The sequence below is a fragment of the Brevibacillus fluminis genome, assembly GCF_003710825.1.
Classification (GTDB): Bacteria; Bacillota; Bacilli; order Brevibacillales; family Brevibacillaceae; genus Brevibacillus_D; species Brevibacillus_D fluminis.
Genome location: NZ_RHHQ01000025.1, coordinates 148,286 through 170,130 on the forward strand (window position 1 = coordinate 148,286; position 21,845 = coordinate 170,130).

The window sequence follows — 21,845 nt, forward strand, 5'->3', positions numbered from 1 at the left end:
GGCATCTTTCCCAGACGACAACCTTTCTTCAATTCGATCCCCCCTCTCTAGATGCATTTCAATGATACGCAACAAGAAATTAGCAATAACCATGCCGAACTACAGAGTCAACGGTATAATGTTTAGAGTAGCTAAAAATACAAAAAAACTTGCGGAATTTATGCAAGTTTTTTTGCCTGTCTCCTATTTGATTTTATTTATAAACGATCAAAATCAATCTCTTCTAACGGCACGACCTTCGTCTTTTTGACAAATTTATAGCCAACGTAGCAACCTAAAAATACGAGTGCCCCTGAATATGTCACGAAAAATTTGCCCCATTCGATTGTTCCTTTTAGAACATCTTGAAAGTTAAAGATCAGTATAATGATGGAACAGAGAACAAAGGCAAAAATAGGACCAAATGGGTACCATTTTGCGCGGTATGTGAGTTCGTTCAGATTGCGACCTTGCAGGACAAAAGCTTTACGAAAACGATAATGGCTTGCGGCAATGACCAGCCAAGCGATATAGCCTAATAGTGAACTGCCATCCAATAGCCAATAATAGATGGTACCATCACCAACCAAAGAGCTTAAAAAACAGAGTGCCCCTACGATGGTCGTTGCGATTAGGGCATTAGCCGGTACGCCTCGCGAATTTACTTTTCCTAAAAATTTTGGCGCTTTATCGCTTTTTCCCAAGGAATAAAGCATACGCGTCGCGGCGTACATGCTAGAAATTCCGGCTGAAAGAATGGATGTGAGGATGACCGCGTTCATTACCCCCGCAGCTACTGTCATACCTGCATTTTTGAACAACAAAGTAAATGGGCTCATTGCGATCGTTTCTAGATCGGAATTTAGTAAGTTGGGATCGTTATAGGGAATCAGTAAACCGATGACAAAGATAACCCCTATAAAGAACAGCGTAATTCGCCAGAAAACATTACGGGTAGCTTGAGGAACACTTTTTTCCGGGTTTTTGCTCTCAGCTGCTGCTATCGCTACAAATTCCGTCCCCATATAGGAAAATCCAGCAATAAAAAATACCCCCACCATTGCGGGCAACCCGCCTACAAAGGGTGCTTCACCAACCGTGAAGTTTTTAAACCCAACGAATTCACCACCAATGACGCCAAAAACCGTTAAAATACCCACTACAATGAAAATGACCACAGTCGCAACTTTAATCATGGAAAACCAATATTCTGATTCTCCATATGCGCGGGTAGATAAAACGTTTATGCAGAAAATCACGGCTAAAAACAAGCAGCTCCAGACGACTCCGGGTATATCAGGAAACCAGTATTTCATAATGATCGCACTGGCTGAAATCTCAAGTGCCAAGGTAATCGCATAGCCAAGCCAATACACCCATCCCATTGCAAACCCCAACGCAGGGTCAATAAATTTGCTAGGAAAATAGTCAAATGCACCTGAAACCGCTTTAAAGGCCGACATTTCCCCCAAGCTCGTCATGAGAAAGTACACCATTATACCTAGCACAACGTATGCTAGCAGCGCTCCACCCGGACCCGCTTCACTGACGGTTGCGCCACTTGCCAAAAACAAGCCTGTTCCAATCGTACCCCCAATGGCAATCATATTAATATGACGAGTCTCTAATTCTTTTTTTAATTCACCGGAGTAAGTTGTTTTTGTCTCGATTTCCATTTTGTCCCCCTGCACTTTGATTAAATATTCAGGTAATTAAAGGTGCCCATCTATCAGACATTCTTCAAAGTTGTTCCTCCTCTCTGCAAATCTCTAAACGATGAATCCTTAAAGCAAGAAAGATGCCGACCAGCAAAATCAACCCTGAATGGGGTCAAATGTGCGAATAAAACAAAAAAACTTGCGAATGTCACGCAAGTTTTTTTGTTTCAGCTACCATCTATTTCAGTCTATATTTATCGATCTTGTACTGAAGGGATTGCCTGGTTATCTGCAGCATGTTCGCAGCTTCCGTTATATTCTTGGAAGCAGCCAATGCTTCTAAAATGATTTCTTTTTCGTATTCCTCGACTTTTTGGGTAAGCGATTGGTTCTCATGCGTATCCTTCGTAAAATACTTTTGCTTTTCCTTGTTCGTATATAAAACATGTTCCGGAATATCATGAAGGGCAATCGTATTGCCAGTTGCTACGATCATCGCATGCTCCAATGCATTTTTTAGCTCTCTCACATTTCCTGGCCAAGCATAATTATTGAAGGTATTTTTGACAATTTCACTTACTCCCTCAATTCTCTTACCCATCTTTTGATTATATTTCTGTATGAACTGATTTGTCAGCAGTACGATATCTTCATGTCTTTCTCGCAATGGAGGCAGATTTATCTGAATTACACCTAGACGATAATAAAGATCTTTGCGTATTGCTCCTTCTTCCATCGCTTTATTAGGGTTTTCATTCATGGCTGAGACGATTCGTACATCAATTTCTTTTTCTTTCTCATCGCCAATCCGCCTAATTTTCTTTTCTTCAATCGCTTTCAGTATTTTTGCTTGGATGGAGATATCCATTGAATTGATTTCATCGAGGAACAGCGTTCCTTTATCGGCTAGTTCAAAAAGGCCTTTTCGGTTTTCTGCCCCTGTAAAGCTTCCTTTTACGGTTCCAAAAAGTGTACTTTCAAGGAGAGCGTTGGGTATCGCCGAACAATTTTGCGAAATAAACGGCCCAGCACTTCTCAGGCTGTGGCTATGGACGGCTTGCGCGACCAATTCTTTTCCTGTCCCTGTTTCTCCATAGATCAGGACAGGTGAGTTTTCCACAGCAATTTTTCTGATTTTTTCTTTCATTTCCATCATTGCCGGATCTGCAGTTACGATGTCATCCAGATGATAAAAATTACTGCCAGACTGTTTATGTGTAGATTCTTTCTGTACTCTTACTATGGGTTCTCCATTTATAGACAGGATGACGCTTCCTTCAATTGTTCCAATAATCTCATTCTGGATCTCAATCGGAAACGTCGAATTCAAAAACTCAAAGGTATCACCCGTAATATCCGTTAAAAGTTGTCGTTCATTAATGATCGGATTACCGCTGTTCATGACCCGAAAATGGCTGCTTGTTTTCTCGTTTAGCGTTGGGAAAACATCTAATATATATTTTCCCGTAAAGCCTTCATTTTCTATGTATTTCGTTTCTATGTTAAACATAGCAGAAAATTCAATAATCCCGTCGCGATTGACGATAATCAAGCCATCTAGCTGCTCATACAGCTTGGAGAATTGTTCAAGGTACTTCGTTATCATCTCTTCACTGCCTCTCCTTGTGCAAACTTCGACACTGTCTATTATTCCTAGTATAACCGCAAAAGCTGCTAAGAAAAGTTCTGGTTAAAAAACAGCTGGTCTTTCCGATCATAAAAAAAGATGGTGCTGCTACCAGCGCCATCATGGAAATAGACCGATTTCGATTCGAGTGCGGTCTAAAAGGAAGTCGTGCAAATTGGTTTTTGTGCTGTATGAAACAACTGATCTAGCTCTTCTTCAAATTGACTATTCGACACTTTTACAAGACGATAGTCAAGCAGCTTGCGAAAAGGAACAGCACCCATGATAAGGGAGGAAAAATTGGCAATGTCCAATTCGATGGTCACATCCGGTGTACCATCCTCCAACACGGATGCCCTTCCCTCCTGAAAATGAACGATTGTGCTTCCCTGGTTTTCTGGGAGCAATTTGTCCTGAACCTGAATCTCGAGTGTAAGTGTTTTTCCACCAAAATTGCGATTCGGGAGAACAGCAAATAATTTGGCAACATGAATGACTCGATACATGGCGCCCACACCTGTTGTATGCATTTGAATGTTGGAGTCCGGAAGCAAGCTATCGTATCCGTTGCTCGGATCAGCCAGCAGATGGTGAAAATCGTCATCCTGCGTGTTTATGATTACCCGTTGAACTTGATCAGCCTGACTGGAAAGGAACGTGCACAATTCGGAGAATGCTTCAGGCGTTTCATAGATGAATTCCTTGATCATCAAATCACAGGCGGAAAAGTTATCTTCAGGGCAGAGTCTTTTGAACGTGAAAACCAGATATCCTTCAATCTTTCCGTCTTTTTTGTAAGCAACCGTGTGATATTCCGAATTGCTACACAACAATCTCGCTTCCATATCGGTTTTTGCAATCATGCCATGCGTTCGCTCCATGTATCGTCGATAACAAGCCAACATCAATTCGTGGTTATCTTCCGTGACGCGTATGATGTGTTTTTTGCTCCCTGTATTTTGGAATTGACCAGGAGTAACACGATATTGATTGATCTTCGTGCCGACGCCAAAACCTAATTGTTTGTAAAAATCAACGCGAAACGGATTCAACAACGTGATGCTTACTCCGCGCTCCCGATAATAACGCAAGAAATAGGAAAGCAAGTCGCGGCCCACTTTTTCTTTTTTGCGCATCATATCAACGGCAACCAGTCCGACTCCTCCTACCGGCAATAAGTGGGAGAAAACATTCATGGTGTAGTGATGAAGCCTCATGCTCCCCAGGAGCGTTTCATCTTCAAACAAGCCGTAAAACGCAGTGCTCGTGTCTTGATGTTGTGCCGAAACAAAGCGTTCACGCAAATTACCGCCGGTTTCCGGCAGATCAAAGCGAGTTCCAGGGAAAGCGCCTTTAATGAGAGGGACGTATTGTTCAAAATCTTCATCGGTTAATGTACGGATTACCCGCATGGTTACAAACACCGCCTTTATTTTCGTTACTTTCCATACGAACGGTTGTATGGATTATTTTACAATCTATCATTTTGGATTTCAAGATCATGAATGCGCTTCGATCTCTTCATATAGTTCGCTACTGCCAGGCTTCCTCTTAAACAACTTCGTGCAAAATGCAAGATAGATTATCCCTACTATAACCCAGCAGATCCCTAGCATAAAGGAGTCAAATTCTAAATGAAACCAAAGAACAGCAACGAATGTGGCTCCAATAACCGGCAGTATAACATGAAACAAAAAATCTCGAGGCGTTTTATATCGTTTCAGTTTGATGGTATAGTGCGCAATCACCGATAGGTTCACAAAAGTGAAAGCGATCAAGGCACCAAAATTAACAAACGCAGAAGCTGTTTCCAAAGTAAAAAACATCGCTGTCAGGCAAACCACGCCAACGAACACAACATTAAAAACCGGTGTCCTCCAACGTGGATGCAAATGCCCGAATAGTTTTATGGGCAATACATTATCTCGCCCCATCACATACAAAAGTCTAGAAACACTTGCATGTGAAGCAAGCCCTGACGCAAAAGATCCTGCAAAAGATGCCGATAGAAAAAATAATTGAAATAGTTTTCCACCTACATAGAGAGAAATCTCAGGCGCAGTGGCACCGGGATCTTTAAATTGTGATAGATCTGGAAATAGCGCTTGAGTGAAGTAGCTGCCTGCGATAAATACTACCCCACCGGCAAATGCGGTTATAAAAATCGCCCGCGGAATGTCTTTTGATGGATGAAGGGCTTCCTCGGTGTAATTCGTTACGGCATCGAACCCTAAAAAGGAAAAACATAAAACAGTTGCCGCTGCAGTGACACCCGATAAATGAAAATCGGAATGATAAAACGGTTGTATCGTGAGTAACGTTCCAGAGCCCATTCCATGATCAAGTTCCCTAACAGCCAAAAAAATAAAGCAGACGATTACAACGATTTGATACACAACTAAGATGGTATTCACATTCGCTGTAACATTGACGCTCCATATGTTGATCGCTGTCGCAATCACGACATATCCCACGATCCATACCCAATGGGGCACGTCTGGAAATATAGCCGTACAGTAAATTTGTATGAGCAAGGCGCTGATCATCGGAATAAGCAAATAATCAAGCAAGGAGGACCAGCCGACAAGAAAAGCAAGATGTGACCCCATTGTCTTCTGCGTATATGTATAAGATGACCCTGCGCTTGGAAACACCTGAACCATTTTTCCATAGCTAATCGCAGTAAATAACATCGCAACCAAAGCAACGATATAGGAAAGTGGAACAAGCCCATCTGATAACCCAGACGCGATCCCGAACGTATCAAATACAATCATCGGCGTCATCCATCCCATACCCAGCATTACAATCTGCCACAGCCCCAACGATCGTTTTAATCCTAGGCTTTCCTTCATGTTTTTCCCCCCTTGAATCGTAGAAAACTTGGAATTGTTACTCTTTTAGGTGGCTCCGATATAAAAAAAGCTGAATATAGCGAGATTTGCCTGATCTGCTTCATTCAGCTTTTTTCATATGGTGCTGCGTTACGCGTTCTCTTTTATCTAGCGCAGATCTAACGCAATGGTTTTTAAATCTGACATTTCACGAATGGAGTATTTTCCGCCGATTCTTCCCACTCCACTGGCTTTTCCAGCAACTCCTCCAAACGGAACATGTGACTCCCAGTAATTACTGCTATCGTTGATGTTTACGATTCCAGTCTTTATGTTTTCTGCGAAATACATCGCATCTTTTACATTACTGGTGAAAACAGAGGAAACCAGCCCCCACTCATTACGAGCAGCAATTTCCAGTGCTTCTGCGTGTGTGGAAAATGACATTACAGGCGCGACCGGACCAAAGGTTTCTTCCTTGTTGTACAAGCAATCCTCCGTTACTCCGACAATAACAGTTGGCTCAAAGAACAGATCGCTAGACTGATTTGATGCGCGTTTTCCACCGATGAGAATTTTTGCTCCTTTCTCCAGGCAGTCTTTCGCATGCAGCTCATTTTTCATCGTAACGGGTTCATTATTCAACGGCCCCATTCTCGTACGAGGATCAAATGGATCCCCAAGGATCAACTCCTTTGCATGATTGACCAGCTTGGCAACCAGTTCATCATGGACATCACGGTGAGCCAAAATTCGTTCCGTCGCAGAACAAACCTGACCGGCATTATAAAAGCAACCGCTTGCAATCATGCGTGCTGCGTGATCCAAATCGGCATCTTTCAGCACGATCGTGGGCCCATTTCCGCCCAATTCCAGCAGCATCGGCTTACCTACACCTCGAACCGCAATTTGGTGACCGGTTGCCGTGCTGCCCGTAAACCCGATGGCATCCGTACCTGGATTCGCCACAATTTCGTCCCCAACCACGGATCCTTTTCCCGTTACGAGATTAAGAACGCCGTCGGGGACGCCAGCTTCCTCTAAGCATTCTGCCAGTCGGATCGCACATAAGGAGGTTGTCGGTGCCGGAACCCAGACGATGGCATTTCCTGCGGCCAAGCCAGGAGCCAGATACTCAGCCGCGACCATGAAAGGAAAGTTCCATGGAGTGATGACGGCGTATACTCCCTTTGGTTGGTGAATCGTCAAAACCCTTTTATTTGGATCTTGTACGGGAATTACAGAAGTCTCCATCCACTTGATTTGTTCTGCTGCATCTGCGAATGCTATAGCCGTGCCATCAATTTCATCGAGCGCTTCGGAATAATACGGCTTTCCCTGTTCCATTGTTAAAACGCGTGCCAATTCCTCTCGCCTGCGTGTGATAACCTGCCCAATGGATACAAGCAATTTGGAGCGGTCCCATATCGACATTCGTGATATTTGTTCAAACCCTTGTCGTGCGGCTCGAATTGCCAATTGAGCATCTTCCCGGCCCCCCTCCGGAATACTGGCAATCTGTTGCCCTGTCGCCGGATTGACACTGATCATATATGTGCCGGATACGGAATCTACCCATTTTCCGCCGATAAACATTTTTTCCGTTTTCATCATTGGCACCTCCTACAGATTGACCTGGACTGGAAGTCCTTCCTTGCTAGACTGTTCTAAAGCGATCATGATTTTCAATGCGTCGAGTCCTGCTTGTCCTCCTGTATAGGGCTGCTCATCACTCAAGATGCATTTGATAAAGTGGTCAGCCTCAATGTGATAGCCGTTATCGAGGGTAAGCTCGGGATAGTCGCAAGACGTATTCGTCGCCACGTTAAGTTGTTGTCCTCCCAGGTTCACATGAGCGCTACCCTTGGTTCCGTTCACGTAGCACTCCATCTCCAGCAAATTCTTGTTTCCTTCCGGTTCATTCCATGTTACCTGCAGAGCTGCTGTCGCCCCGTTTTTCCACTTGATGATGTTCCAGTAATAGTCGGCTACACCAAATTTATCGAAGAATTCGAATTTACCACTTGTGGAATACACGTTGTCTACTTCGCGTCCAAAAATCGATAGCAGAAAATCAATGTCATGAACTCCCAAATACTCATTCACACTGCAGCGCCCGTTGATCCGGTAGCCTTCTGATTTTCTTACTGCTCGTCTTGAATAGGCATTGATTGGAAGCCCTAAATCGCCTTTTTGGAATTGCTGCTGAATATGCACATATTCCGGGATATAGCGCAATGTCATCCCCAGCATCAATTTCACGTTCGCAGTAGTCGCCGCCTGTATGATAGCCTCCGCATCTTCAATAATAGTGGCAATCGGTTTCTCCAATAAAATAGGAACGCCTGCAGCAGCAGCAAGTACGGCTGGGTCACGGTGAAATTGATCTGGAGTTGCGATGACAACCCCATCCAAAGGACACATTTGATGCATTTCCGCCTGACTGGTGTACACTTCTGTGATTCCGTAGGTAGCTTGTATCTCTCTTGCTCTGCTTTCATTCATGTCGCATATGGCGACCACTTCACAAAGTGGATGCTTTTGAAATGCCTGTATATGCACCTCGCCAATCAATCCAGTCCCAACAATACCAATGCGTACTTTCTTCATGATTCACTTCTCTCCTTATCGATGAAATTGTTCATTCATTCTGATGTGGCTTGCCATTCCTGTCCCGAGTCTTTGCCGGAATCAGAAAAATCAGGCAGTGGCTGACGGAACCTTTTTGTTAAAAAGATAAGATATATCAAGCCGCAGGCAAGCCATAAGCCACCCAACAGCAATGAATGAAAATCCAGTTTGATCAAGAATAATCCGGTAAAAAAAGCACCGATGAGTGGAAGAATCAGGTATAAGATGATATCCTTGCCCGATCTCTTTTTTTGCTTGATGAAATAGTGTGAGATGACGGAAAGATTGACCATCGTAAAGGCAAACAATGCGCCAAAGTTGATAAATGAAGTGACGGTCAAGACATCGAGTACTAAAGCCCCCATTGCCACTACGGCAACCAACAGCAAATTGAAAACGGGAGTATGATATTTTGGAGATAGATAACCGAAAAACTTATAAGGCAGCACATGTTCCCTCCCCATCACGTACAAAACCCTGGCTGCACTTGAACTGGATGCCACTGCAGAAGCCAATCCCGCTGTCGCCCAAATCGCAACAAAGATCGAGACGAAAATGTTTCCGCCAATATAGGCAAAGATTTGCATGGACGCTGATTCAGGATCAATAAACGAATCAATATCGGTATAAACCAATTGGGCAAAATACGAGATGGCGATAAACAGTAAGCTTGCGATAAGCGTGATGAGGAACATCGCTTTCGGCAGTGTTTTTCTTGGATTTTTGGTCTCCTCTGCCAATGTGGTTACTGCGTCAAATCCCAAATAGGTAAAGGAGAGAAGCGGCACAATGGAAAGCAAGGATGCCATTTTTACGTTCGGGTCAAAAAATGGTATGGTGGAAACCAACGTGCCCATTCCTTTTCCATCTAGTAATCCTTTCACGGATAAGGCGATAAAACTTATGCAAAAAATGATCTGCAGCGTCAGCAGTAACGCATTAAAATTCGCAGCGATTTTTATCCCTAGCACATTGACGACGGTGATGACCGTTACGAAAAAAATGATAACTACGTAAAAAGGAATTGCGGGAAAATAGGAGGTAATAAAGATTCCAAAGAATAACGCGCTAATTAACGGACAAAACATGTAGTCCAATATGATCGTCCACCCCACGATGAAGCCAACGTTGGAATGAATGGACTTTTGCGCAAACGAGTAAGCTGCTCCAGCAGTTGGAAACGCTTTCACTAACATGCCATAACTATAAGCAGTAAATAACATGACCACAGACGCGATCACATAAGCAGTAGCAATCATCCCTTTTGAAGACTGAATTGCAACCCCATAAATCGAAAAGATGGAGATTGGAGCCAAGAAAGCCAATCCGAAAAATATCACCTGTCCTAAACTGAGTGAACCTTGTAAAGAAGTACCTTTCCCCTGTCCCCCGTTCATGCATTACCTACCTCCTTCACATGACTATGATGCAATCAATGCCGAATCGTTCATTTTTCTATCCATACGAACGGCTGTATGGATGATGATACAACGATATTTTTTTAATTGCAAGAAAATAATATCGTTTCCATACCGAATCATTCTCATATTGACTTTTGTCTAAAACTTTTGTAAAAGGGTTACAAGATGATAAACTTTTCGGGGGTCGTCATGACAGCGAACTTAATCATAGAAGCAGCTTTAAAATTATTTACCCAACACGGTTATGAAGGTGCATCATTGGCAGATATCGCCAATGAAGTGGGCATCCATAAGTCCTCCATTTATACGCACTTTAAGAAAAAAGAAGATATTTTCCTAGCGGTATTTGAGTATGCAATGGCAGACTATCGTGAGCATCTAAAACAATTGCTCACCACGATCCAGCATGACTCCATCGAAGACAGCCTTTATAAAATCTTGCGCGACGTTGGTCAGTACTACAATCACAGCGCTGATAAAGTCGTCTTTCAAAAAAGGTTTCTCCTCTTTCCGCCGATTTTTTTACAAGATGATTTAAAAAGCAGGTTCGCTTCTTTCGATGAATCGCTTGTTCAAATGCTGTTTTCGATTTTTAAAGAAAGAACGCCAGAAACGGAATTCAATCACGAAGTAGTAAAAGGCTGGTTGAATGCCTATTCCTGTGTGTTAGATGGCCTTTTTTCGCATATGGTTTATTACGGAAATGTAGGGTTTGATGAAAAGGTCACGAGCATTTGGACCCTTTACTGGGGAGGCATTCAACACTCTACGCTTCACGCAAAATAAAACTAGTTTCCACGATTTTTGGACAGAGGAATAAGCATTGATAAATCAGATCTTGCATTTGATTTATCAATGCTTTTTTGAATGATGAATAACGTCTAGTCCGAAATCGTTAATAACACAAGTTTTGGAGAGGGATATGTTGTGCAGAGCAGTAATCTTGATAAAGCTTTAGCCTTGTAAATACATCATCCTGTCCAATGATTTGATCGTTTTCATCCAGATATTGATTGCATCCGACGATGATGAACAGCGTAATCATGTCCTCTTCTCCGTTGACGACAAGGGTATGAACGTCGCCAGGCGGTTCATACGCGACGGTCCCTGCTTTTGCGACCCATGTCCTTTCCAGGTATCGCCATTCCCCTTGTATGGTATAGGCAAACACTGACCCTGTATGTCTGTGGCGGCTAATTGCTGCCGAAGAGCTGATTTTGGTCATGATCGTCCATGTGCCAGTCGCTAAATCAAAGCGCAAGGGCTTAAACCAATGCCCCGTCTTAACCGGGACCCATGGAATTTCTTCCACATCAATTGCTCGGTCTGGCAATCCTACTTTTTCCGTAAAGATGTTTATCGCAGACAAATCAAACATGTTTCATCCTCCTTGTCATTTTCATACAATGGAAACTCCAGAATATAGCGATTTTTTTACTTGGCTGTCGCGAAACATCAAGCCCTCGCTTTGTCGCTTTCCTCCTTGGCGGGTAAAGCCCTCTGTTTCTTATATAAAAAGAAATACGAGGCAACAACAAGGACGACGATTAGCGACGTTAACAGAAACTGAGAACGCATACCGTCAATAAATGCTTGTGCAATAAAAATAGCAAATAATATCGCGATCGTGATATACGTCAAATAAGGAAACAACCACATTTTTACCTTCAGCAAATGAGGATTTTCTTTTTCACGATTTCTTCTCGTTTTCAGATGCGAGAAAGCGATGAAGATATACATAACGATTGTGATTCCACCAGAGCTATTTGCCAAAAATGCAAACATTTTATCAGGGGACACAAATTTTAATACGGTACAAACGATGGCAAAGAATACGCAAGCCCAGATGGCCCCGACTGGTACTCCTCTCTTGTTTACCCGCAAAAACATGCGGGGTGCGTCCCCTTTTTGCGCTAACGAATACAACATGCGCGAGCCCGTATAAATACCCGAATTTAAAACAGAAAGCAAGGATGTTAAGACGACGATATTCATAATCTGAGCAGCTGCAGGCATACCAGCCAGATTAAAAACACTCGCGTACGGTGTTTTTAGTAGGTTTGAGTCATTCCAAGGCAGAATGGTAACCAGTATGGCTACTGAACCGACAAAGAATAGAAGCAGACGCCATACGACACTGTTTATGGCTTTCACCACATTTTTTTCTGGATTCTCGGATTCTCCTGCGGCAATGGCTGCAACCTCACTTCCCGAGATCAAGAATGCAACAAACACAACACCAAGCAAGACAGGGAGAAATCCATTCGGGAAGAAGCCGCCAATTTGGGTGAGGTTGGCAGTGCCCGGCGATTCGATCCCCGGTACAATCCCTACTATCATCGCTGTGCCTAAGCAAATAAAGATAATGATCGTGGCAACTTTTATGCAAGCCAACCAATACTCGAACTCCCCGAATATTTTGACGGAATAGATGTTGCTTATGGTCATCAAAATGGTCAATAGAAAACTTCCAATCCATATAGGAATGGATGGGAGCCAATCATGAATGATGGCACCAGCTAACGTGGCTTCGAATGCGATAATAATGATCCAGTTAAACCAGTACAACCAACCAATCGTATAACCTGCCCACGGACCGAATGCTTGTTCAGCGTAGGTGGAAAAAGAACCGCTGTCCGTATTCACAGCAGCCATTTCTCCAAGCATGCGCATAACGAGGACGACGATGATTCCCCCAATCAAATAAGACAAAACGGCGCCTGGACCCGCTGATTGAATGAGTCCACCGGTCCCCACGAATAATCCGGCACCGATTACCCCACCGATTGAAATCATCGTAATATGCCTGGTTTTTAAGACTTTGCGCAACTCGTTTTTTTGCGTCCCCATGAATTCACCCTCCCTACCAGCAATTATTTAACAGTAACATTATCTATATCACACGAGAAATTTTTTGCATGACTTCTGAAAAGCCGCTGATCGTTTCGTCGATATGCGAATCTGCCATTGCCGTTGATAAGTACCATGTTCCACGGGGAGAAGCAAATATCCCGTAATTCATCAATTCGAGATGAACGAGGGTACCCAATTCTTTCGATGTTGCGTGGGCTGTCGTATAATCGATAGGCGGTAGTTTGGTAAAATGCACATTCAGCATAGAGCCCACACGTGTTATTGCGGCAGGAATGTTATATTTTTGAATTACATGACTCAACCCTTTTTCCAAACGAGATGAAAGCGCCTCCAATCGATCAATCGCTTCTTTATCCAGGAGTTGCATGGAAGCGATTCCGGCAGTCATCGTGATATTATTTCCACTAAACGTACCACCATGTGAAACATGGCCGGGTTGATTTGGATCAAATACAGACATGATGTCAGCACGGCCACCAAATGCACCTACCGGAAAGCCCCCACCGATTATTTTCGCCATTGCGGTCAGATCGGCTTCCACATGATACAAGCCTTGCGCTCCTCCAGGATGCAATCGCAGTGTCTGCACTTCATCAAAGATCAGAAGCACGCCATATTTGTCCGCCAGTCGTCGTAATTCAGCAAGATATCCTGGAAGAGGTGGGATGATACCCGCTACCCCCATTACGGGCTCCACGATAATGGCCGCGATTTCTTGAGCTTTTTCAAGCAATATGTTTTCAATTGCATGAGTATCGTTGAATGGTGCAATATAAATATCCCGTGCTAAGTTATGGGAGATTCCAGACGAGGTAGGAATCGGTTCCAACGTGTTTTTTCGTTCACCGGTTACCAGGGGTGGACTGATAGAAAACTCCACTGCGTCATGCAACCCATGATAGCCACCTTCCATTTTGATGAAACCTGATTTTCCTGTAAAAGCACGGGCAGCACGGATCGCAAACATCGTGGCTTCTGTTCCTGAATTGCAAAAGCGAATTTGCTCGACCGAGGCGACTCTTTTACAAAGGAGTTGAGCCAATTCCATTTGCTCAGGGATTGATGCGGAAACCGCACTTGCGGATTCTACGGCTCGCTGCACCAGACGGACGATTGTAGGGTGAGCATGACCATGAATCAAGGAACCGTAATTATTGATGAAATCTAGGTAGCGATTGCCGTCAGCATCGTGTAGTTCGGGTCCTTCTGCGCGAATAATGGTTACCGGATATGGACGATGAAAAGTGGTGAACCTCGTCACTCCTCCTGGCATGAACTGTTGTGCAGCCTTGTGCCTGACTTCCGAGTTTTTGGTCCGATTAAGATATCTTTGGTTCGCTTCTGAGTAAGCAGTCTGTAAAGTCATGGTAAGCACTCCTTCTGTTTAAATTGAGGTCATTACGTGAGTCAGATCGATGTCATTGGCTCATCCCCCTTCACATGAATCGTCAATTTGCAATCGACATGCCAATCTAAAAAACACAGAAAAATAAGCGTTCATAACAAAATAGAAGCGAAATTCCGATGTTACATAGCATCGATTCGAAATAATTACAGCATTGATGTTATTTCGCATCATTCGTATTTTTGGATACGTTCGTTAAAACAAAAAAGCAAAGGATGTATTTTTCTACATCATTTGCTTTTTGGCGAATTGTTTTTTTTATAAACGATTTCCCGTTTAATTTGGTGCTTTTGCATTTTCCTGACTAAAGCCGATTGATCAATGGATAAAGCTATAGCTGCTTTTCGGATACTAGAAAACTGATCAAGTGTCTCCATGATGATATTTCGTTCGAACTCTTCTATTTGCTCCTTCAATGGTTGAAAAACGTGATCCTTATCTTTATCTTTCGTGTCAGAAACTTTTTCACGTTGCCAGGCACCGGTATCAAAATTCGTTTTTCCATTGCCAGTTCCGGTTCCTCCTTCATCCATCTCATTTTCGATATCAGTAATCAATATTTCATTCTTATTTATCATCAAACTGATTCGTTCCACTTTATTTTTCAGTTCTCTAACATTTCCTGGCCAATCATATTGCAAGAACGTTTCCAGCACCTCCTGAGAGAATGTTCTGCTTATTCCATATCTTTCTTGGATTTCTTTCAAGAAAAAATAAACTAGCGGAATAATATCTGCTTTTCTCTCGCGGAGAGGAGGGATGAAAATGGGAATAATATGCAAGCGATAATATAGATCTTCTCTAAATTTCCCTTCGTTGACCATCTCAAACAAATCGCGATTGGTCGCAGCGATCACCCGAACATTTACCTTAATCGGTTTATTACCACCAATTCGTGTGACTTGGTATTCTTGAAGCACGCGAAGGAGTTTCGCTTGAAGCAGTAAAGGCATCTCCGCAATCTCATCAAGGAAAATCGTTCCGTCAGAAGCGATTTCAAACAAACCTGCCTTCCCCTTTGGGTTTGCACCTGTAAACGCTCCTGGTTCATAGCCAAACAGCTCTGATTCTAATAATTTTTCTGGAATCGCACCGCAGTTAATGACGATAAGCCGCTGGTCTTTGCGATTGCTGTGCTGGTGAATGAGATTGGCAATCCCTTCTTTTCCTACGCCTGATTCACCCTGAATCAAGACTAACGAATCAACTTTCGCAACGCGAAGCGCACGTTCTACAACCTGCAGCATCTTTGGATCGTGGGCTTGGATGGAATTTTGGGTACCTGTCTTAACTTTCAGTTCCTGTAATTCTTTCTTTATTTTTTTATTTTGTTCTTCCAACTCTGCGATCTCTCTCTCTAAGCGATTCAATTTATTTAGATCTCGCGTATTGTTTAAAACCAGTCTAATAGTTCCTTCCTTATCTCTTATCGGAGTGGCGGAAACCAAAACTTTTTTTCCGTTTTCATACTTTTGGATGATACTTACCGATTCTCCTGTTTCTAAAACATGCAAAGTCGCTGACTTATTAAAAACACCTTCATTTACTAGATCTCGAACATTTTTGCCAATGCAATTCTTCTCCAAGATTTCTTGATCCGCCTGATTTTGAAAAAGGAACACGCCGTTATCGTCACAAATCGTAACTCCATCAAAGGAAGAGTCAAGAATTTGTTTTATCTCATCCTTGAAAAGAAAGATGTGGGATAGGTCGCCATTCCAAAAGTGCTGTACATTTGTAGACTGAATGAAGAAGAGAAATGCATCCAGAATGGTAATTACCTCAATTTCGCATTTGAGATGCAGCACACAAAAATGCCGCGCACCTTGTTTAGAAACGTGAAGAAGGTCATTTCGATCTTTTTCCGTACAGTATTGTTCTGCTTTCTTGTTTACGAATTGAATATTGTGTTCTTGATCGGTAATAACGATTCCAATCGAATTGATTTGTTGAATATCATGAATGATTTTTCTATCACTTTGCATTACGATACCTCCCTCTACAGGTTCGGGTATGCTACCATTTCGTTATTATATAAGTCTTTTATGGTATTGAGGTAGAGCCACATAAAAAAATCACGGTCTTCCCCTAGTGCGAAGAGCATCAGGTGAAAATCGTGATTTTTTCTTGTTATAGGGTTGTGAACCTTCGTTTCTACGATCCGTCTTACTGATCAACCCAGGCGTCGTTAAATAGCAGGCGATCTTGACTTACCTTAATTCCCTTCACGCGCTTATTTACCACAAAAAACTGCTTATCGATGTAGATCGGAATGATGTACGCTTGCTCAATCATATATCGCTGCACTTCCGAGTAAACCTGTTTTCTCGCCTCCGGATCAACCGTTCGGCGGCCAAGCGCAGCCAATTCATCCAGTTTCTCGTCTTTGATCGACGAGAAATTGAAGCCGCCGATTTGGCTCGAATGGAAGAACATATAGAAAATATCCGGATCGATATGGTCATATGCCATCACAGTGAGATCGAATTCCCCTTTGATCGCTGTATCGAGCATGGCCCCGGGTTCCATACTGTTGATCTTGACTTTGATCCCGAGTTCGTCAAGCATCGATTGCACGAGCTGCGATTCTTTGGCTTGTCTTTCTCTGGAGAGCAAGGTTAGGCTGAGTGTTTTTCCGTTCTTTTCTCGTATTCCTTCTGCATTCGTCTTCCAGCCCGCATCATCCAGCAGCTTTTTCGCTTGCTCCTGGTCGAACTTATAATCCAGCTCTTCAACCGCTTTGTCGTAGCCAAAGAAAGTTGGCGGAAGCAAGCTGTGGGCGACTTCTCCCTCCCCCTGCAGAGCAGCCTGGATGATCGCTTGCTTGTTGATCGCCATGTTCAAAGCTTTGCGTACCTGGACATCCCGAAGTGCTTCCGTCTTCATGTTCATCTCCAGAAACAGACCGATCCCGCTCCTCATTTTCTCCAGAACCACAAATTTGTCGCTATTCCGATATTTTTTCGCGTCTTTTGCTTGAACGTTTAATGCGACATCGATCGTACCGCTGTCCAATGCTGCCATCGTCGTTTGATAATCGATAATGAATTTGGCAACAAGCTTATCCGGTCGAACCGGGCCTTGATTTTCATAATACGGCTCAGGCCATTTGAATTTGTCATTACGTGCAAAAGTAATGGATTGACCAGGCTGCCAGCTTTCCAATTTCCATGGTCCTACCCCCAGTGGATGCCTTCCATAGTCGGGACCCGCTTTCTCGATTGCTTGCAAAGAAAGTGGCTGTAACCAGCCCGGTACGGAAAGGTTGAGAAGCAATGGGGCAAACGGTTCCTTCAATTCCAAAATGAGTGTCTGATCATCGGGCGCTTTTACTTCCTTCAGCGATTCCAGCATTGCCTGCGTAGCTTTTGCCTGGGTTTTCGGATCGAGAATACGATCGAACGTCTCCTTGAACGTTTTGGCGTTCAGTGGCGTCCCGTCGCTAAACGTAACGCCTGAGCGTATGGTGAATGTCCACACTTTTCCATCCGGAGAAATTTTGTAGCTATCAGCCAAATAAGGCTTGATTTCGCGCGTGTCAGGGTCCACATAGACAAGCGTTCCGCCCATAAGACCCGCAAGCTCGTCTGTCACACTCGCCCCGTTTGACTTGTGAACGTCCAGCGTATCCGGCTCTTGCTTGTAGGCGATCGTGATCGTGCCGCCCTGCTTTGGCGGACCGGATTTTTCGGGCCCTGGAATTGCAGAGTTCACCTCGGTGCCGCCTCCGCTGCACCCGCTGATGACAAGCATCATCCCCATAACCGTGCATAAAGACCCACGAAAAAATTTGGTTCCCAACCTACTTTTGTGCATGATTATCCCCCTTACTGTGAATCCTCTTCTCTAATTATGTAGCCTTTTGGTGGCTCTGCGCCCAGCAAATATGTAACGAAATAGTCCCATTTCCTTCGGATAAAATAGCGATCGGTGTAAAAGCGATGATCTTTGTTCGGCATGATCAGCAGATCGAAATCTTTGTTCGCTTTGATGAGAGCATCGACCAATCTCAAGGTGTGAGCCGGATGCACGTTATCATCGAGATCGCCGTGAGCGAGCAGCAAATGACCGCGCAGATTATGGGCGAGAGTGGCATTGTCCTGCTCCCGATACAATTCTGCGTCATAAGCTCCATGATATCGTTCACCCCAGGCGTGCACATACAGGCGCTGATCATGGTTACCGCAACCTGCTACGGCAACTTTATAGACATCCGGATACGTGAGCATTGCCCTTACAGAACCGTACCCACCGCCCGATGCGCCCCAAATACCGACCCGATCCAAGTCTAGAAAAAGATAGTGCTCGGCCAGTTGCTTTATTCCAGCTACATGGTCAATCAAGCCAGCCGCACCCTGGAGGTTACCGTAGGAAACGTCGTGGAACGCTTTGGAGCGAAAAGGAGTCCCCATCCCGTCTAGGATGACGGTTGCGAAACCCAACTGGGAAAAGGGCTGAGCGTCGCCAAGCAGGTCCAAGATCCCCGCATACGCCTCTGCGCAAAAAAACTTCGGCGTATTGATCCGCTGGACGCCTCCGTAAAAATAGTCGATCACCGGGTATTTCCGCGCTGGATCAAAATCGGCCGGCCGGACCAAGACACCATACAGATCGGTCATGCCATCGTGTGCCTTGACGGTGATTCTCTGCGGCATCTGATACCCTTGGGCCAAAAGGAGCTCAATATCTGCCTTTTCCAGCTCGCGGATGAGTCGACCGTCTGCTGCTCGCAGAATAGACACAGGCGGTAAGTCTACCCGCGAGAAAACATCGACGAAATACTCGAGGCCAGGCGAAAAGGTGACCATGTGCATGGCATCTTCTGGTGTGAGTAAAGTCAAATCAGAACCGTCTAAGCGAACGCGGTAGAGATGCAGGTAATAAGGGTCACGCCCTTCCTCGCGCCCTCCAGCGGTAAAATAGAGCCAGCCTCTTTCCACGTCGATCGCTTCAATGTTGCGGACTGCCCATGGCCCTTGTGTCAAGCGGTGTCTCAGTTCACCTGACCGTGCGTCATACAGATAAAGATGGGCCCAACCATCTCGCTCCGATTGCCAGATGAACGACCTACCATCCCCTATCAGACGAATGTTTGGCTCATACACAACGGAGTGGTCAGCCACTTCACTTAGATGGCCAATATCGATGTTCAAGAAAGTTTCAGAATGTTCTTTCAAAAGAGTGTGATGTGAACCCGTTTGCGGGTCTGTAATGACGAATTCAGCTGTTTTGCAATCGCGCGACAGGCGCACATAGTAGGCTTTCTCACTATCGCTCGACCAACCGGCGAGTCGAATGCCCTTTCTCAGCGATGTAAAGAGAAAAGGAACGGGCTGGGGCTGCGAATCCAGTGGCACAATGGTTCCTTTTTCGATATCGATACAGAGCAGTTCCATCTGTGCGATGTGCTCATCACCCGGAAACGGATAGCGGTAGGAATGCAGGACAGGACGCACATCTTCTCCTGATGGTACAGACTGGACCAGATGAAGGTCGCGGACGAATCGTTGATCTAGCCGATAGGTTATCAGTTTTTTTGAGTCTGGAGACCAGAGCGCGGTCGGCGGATGCTTGATACCATGCAATCGCTCGGTAACCGCCGTTGTTCTGGACTCGGGCTGGGTTGCGTAATCGTAATAAGCTTGTCCATCGTATGTAAGCTGGACAATTTCACCCGTCTCAAGGGAACGCACGTACAGATTGTATTCTGTCAGAAATGCAGCCCAACGACCATCTGGAGAAGGAAGCTCGTCCTTTCTTACTGACTGGTGGGACTCTGCGGTTTTTGCATCTTCTATTGCAAGAGGTGCACATGTGTAATCGTCCAGCTGGCAAATCCACGGCTGCTTTTCAACGTGAAAGACAATCGCTTGCTCATCGTGTTCGAACGCAAATTGCTCGAACGGCAATTTGTCGGGATCACACACTTTCCCCAACCCAAGTGAAAGGGTTTCCGCCAATTTTTGATGATCAAATGCCAACCGACTCGTGCTTTGTCGTGGATCGACGAGGATGAACTGCTTGCCGCGGCCGCTTGCCATCCGCAGCTCTCTTTTATACCAAAAACGCTCTGTTTGCCCTAGCCAGTGAGCCTTGATCAGACTATTAAAGACGTAATTTCCCGTATTCGTTGCCATAAGCTTCTCTGCCCGTTGATACTGCTCTCGGCTTATTGCTTGTTTCATGGCTACACCTCCCCCTACGTTCTTGCAAATACAGAGACCCCTTCCAGAAAAACTTCCCGTACCTGCGATAACGCTGTACAATCAGCCAAAGGATCGCCCTTCACCACCAGCAAGTCTGCGAGATTGCCAGTTTTAACTGTACCGAATGTATCGCCTTGGTCGAGGACTTCAGCGGCGTTTTGTGTAGCTGCCTGTATCGCTTTAAGAGGGTGCATGCCTAATTCGACCATCAACCGGATTTCTTCTGCAACTGGTGTAATTGGATAGCCATCCAGCACAATATCTGTGCCCGTAGCGATCGTAACCCTTGTTTCCATCAATTTGGCGAAATTTTCGCGGTACGCTTTTTGCGATTCAAGAAAAAACTCAGCCTGCTTCATGAATTGTTCATTCACAAGCCCTTTGACGGCTGCTTGTTCTTCTGCGGCTTTTTTGAAATGATCGGCGATTTGAAAGAACGTGACCATCGTCGGCACCCATACTTGTCCTTTTTCCGCCATTTGTCTTGCTTGCTCCACCGTCAGGAATGTTGCGTGCTCGATGGTATCGAATCCTGCATCGATCGCCATCTGGATTGCAGGCTGCAGCGAGGCGTGTACACAACATTTTCGACCTAGCCGATGAGCTTCGTCCACGGCGGCATCCAGTTCTTCCTGCGTGAACTCCGGAGTCGGTGTCCGATCGCTGGTCATCAGCTTGATCCAGTCGGCGCCCGCTCTCACCTGTTCACGTACGGCAGTTCGCACCTCCCATGGCCCATTTGCCTCCCGCAAGCCTCCTTTCAGCGGCCAGCCATGCCCGCCTGTCATGATAATCCCCTGGTTCACCTCAAAAAGCCGGGGTGAGACGATCATGTTCTTTTTTATCGCACGCTTCAATGTGCCGCAAAGACCATCCGGCGCCGCAACATCCCTTATAGTGGTCACACCAAGTGAAAGCGCCTCTCGCAAATTGCTTGACGCCAAGAGAGCGATCATTCCGTCTGTGTATTGTGCGGCATCCGGTTTGCTCCACCAGTAACCGATATGTACATGCAAATCGATCAAGCCTGGTAAAATGGTACATCCGTTGTAGCGAGTCACATCTGCTTGCGAATATTTCCTTCGTGCTTCCTCTTGCGTATCCACTGCCACAATGCGGCCAGATTCGTCAATCGCGACCGCAGCCTCTTGCATAACCTGTTCGCCATCTCCGATAATCACGCGATCCGCAAATAAAAGTTTCATCGGTC

15 protein-coding genes are annotated in these 21,845 nt (G+C 44.8%); 1 reads left to right on the plus strand and 14 read right to left on the minus strand.

The window, feature by feature from the left end:
• Positions 1–197: 197 nt before the first annotated feature.
• The 7 genes from EDM56_RS27810 to EDM56_RS27840 form a co-directional block, all read right to left on the minus strand.
• Entirely contained in the window at positions 198–1,655 is a 1,458-nt protein-coding gene (locus EDM56_RS27810; RefSeq protein ID WP_122921199.1) for an amino acid permease, read from the minus strand.
• Between the two features lie 220 nt (positions 1,656–1,875).
• Positions 1,876–3,243 carry a sigma-54 interaction domain-containing protein gene (locus EDM56_RS27815; RefSeq protein ID WP_122921200.1) on the minus strand — a complete coding sequence of 456 codons (1,368 nt, stop codon included), beginning with the start codon at positions 3,241–3,243 and terminating at the stop codon, positions 1,876–1,878.
• Positions 3,244–3,419: 176 nt separating this feature from the next.
• Positions 3,420–4,676 carry a GNAT family N-acetyltransferase gene (locus EDM56_RS27820; protein WP_122921201.1) on the minus strand — a complete coding sequence of 419 codons (1,257 nt, stop codon included), beginning with the start codon at positions 4,674–4,676 and terminating at the stop codon, positions 3,420–3,422.
• A gap of 87 nt (positions 4,677–4,763) precedes the next feature.
• Complete coding sequence (locus EDM56_RS27825; protein ID WP_122921202.1) at positions 4,764–6,119, minus strand: APC family permease; 1,356 nt, start codon at positions 6,117–6,119, stop codon at positions 4,764–4,766.
• Between the two features lie 147 nt (positions 6,120–6,266).
• On the minus strand, positions 6,267–7,709 hold the full coding sequence (locus EDM56_RS27830) for an aldehyde dehydrogenase family protein (RefSeq protein ID WP_221176008.1): 1,443 nt from the start codon (positions 7,707–7,709) through the stop codon (positions 6,267–6,269).
• Between the two features lie 12 nt (positions 7,710–7,721).
• Entirely contained in the window at positions 7,722–8,708 is a 987-nt protein-coding gene (locus EDM56_RS27835; RefSeq protein ID WP_122921203.1) for a Gfo/Idh/MocA family protein, read from the minus strand.
• 35 nt (positions 8,709–8,743) lie between these two features.
• Positions 8,744–10,126 (minus strand): APC family permease, encoded by a 1,383-nt coding sequence (locus tag EDM56_RS27840; RefSeq protein WP_122921204.1) that lies wholly within the window; start codon positions 10,124–10,126, stop codon positions 8,744–8,746.
• A 213-nt stretch (positions 10,127–10,339) separates the two neighbouring features.
• Between EDM56_RS27840 and EDM56_RS27845 the strand changes: the two genes are divergently transcribed.
• Positions 10,340–10,936, plus strand: a complete 597-nt coding sequence (locus EDM56_RS27845; protein ID WP_183192620.1) for a TetR/AcrR family transcriptional regulator — start codon at positions 10,340–10,342, stop codon at positions 10,934–10,936.
• A 109-nt stretch (positions 10,937–11,045) separates the two neighbouring features.
• On the opposite strand, the gene EDM56_RS27850 is transcribed toward EDM56_RS27845, so the two are convergent.
• From EDM56_RS27850 to EDM56_RS27880, 7 genes are all read right to left on the minus strand, one after another.
• The gene (locus EDM56_RS27850; protein WP_122921206.1) at positions 11,046–11,528 is read right to left on the minus strand and encodes a 2,4'-dihydroxyacetophenone dioxygenase family protein; all 483 of its coding nucleotides are present in this window, start codon (positions 11,526–11,528) and stop codon (positions 11,046–11,048) included.
• 77 nt (positions 11,529–11,605) lie between these two features.
• On the minus strand, positions 11,606–13,000 hold the full coding sequence (locus EDM56_RS27855; protein ID WP_122921207.1) for an amino acid permease: 1,395 nt from the start codon (positions 12,998–13,000) through the stop codon (positions 11,606–11,608).
• Between the two features lie 43 nt (positions 13,001–13,043).
• Positions 13,044–14,390, minus strand: coding sequence for an aspartate aminotransferase family protein (locus EDM56_RS27860; RefSeq protein WP_122921208.1), 1,347 nt, complete (start codon positions 14,388–14,390; stop codon positions 13,044–13,046).
• Positions 14,391–14,659: 269 nt separating this feature from the next.
• Complete coding sequence (locus EDM56_RS27865; protein ID WP_122921209.1) at positions 14,660–16,414, minus strand: sigma-54 interaction domain-containing protein; 1,755 nt, start codon at positions 16,412–16,414, stop codon at positions 14,660–14,662.
• A 181-nt stretch (positions 16,415–16,595) separates the two neighbouring features.
• A complete protein-coding gene (locus tag EDM56_RS27870; RefSeq protein ID WP_122921210.1) occupies positions 16,596–18,245 on the minus strand; it encodes an ABC transporter substrate-binding protein in 1,650 nt (549 codons plus the stop codon).
• Between the two features lie 11 nt (positions 18,246–18,256).
• Positions 18,257–20,614, minus strand: a complete 2,358-nt coding sequence (locus tag EDM56_RS27875) for a S9 family peptidase (RefSeq protein ID WP_122921211.1) — start codon at positions 20,612–20,614, stop codon at positions 18,257–18,259.
• Between the two features lie 14 nt (positions 20,615–20,628).
• Positions 20,629–21,840, minus strand: coding sequence for a metal-dependent hydrolase family protein (locus tag EDM56_RS27880; RefSeq protein ID WP_122921212.1), 1,212 nt, complete (start codon positions 21,838–21,840; stop codon positions 20,629–20,631).
• Positions 21,841–21,845 lie beyond the last annotated feature (5 nt).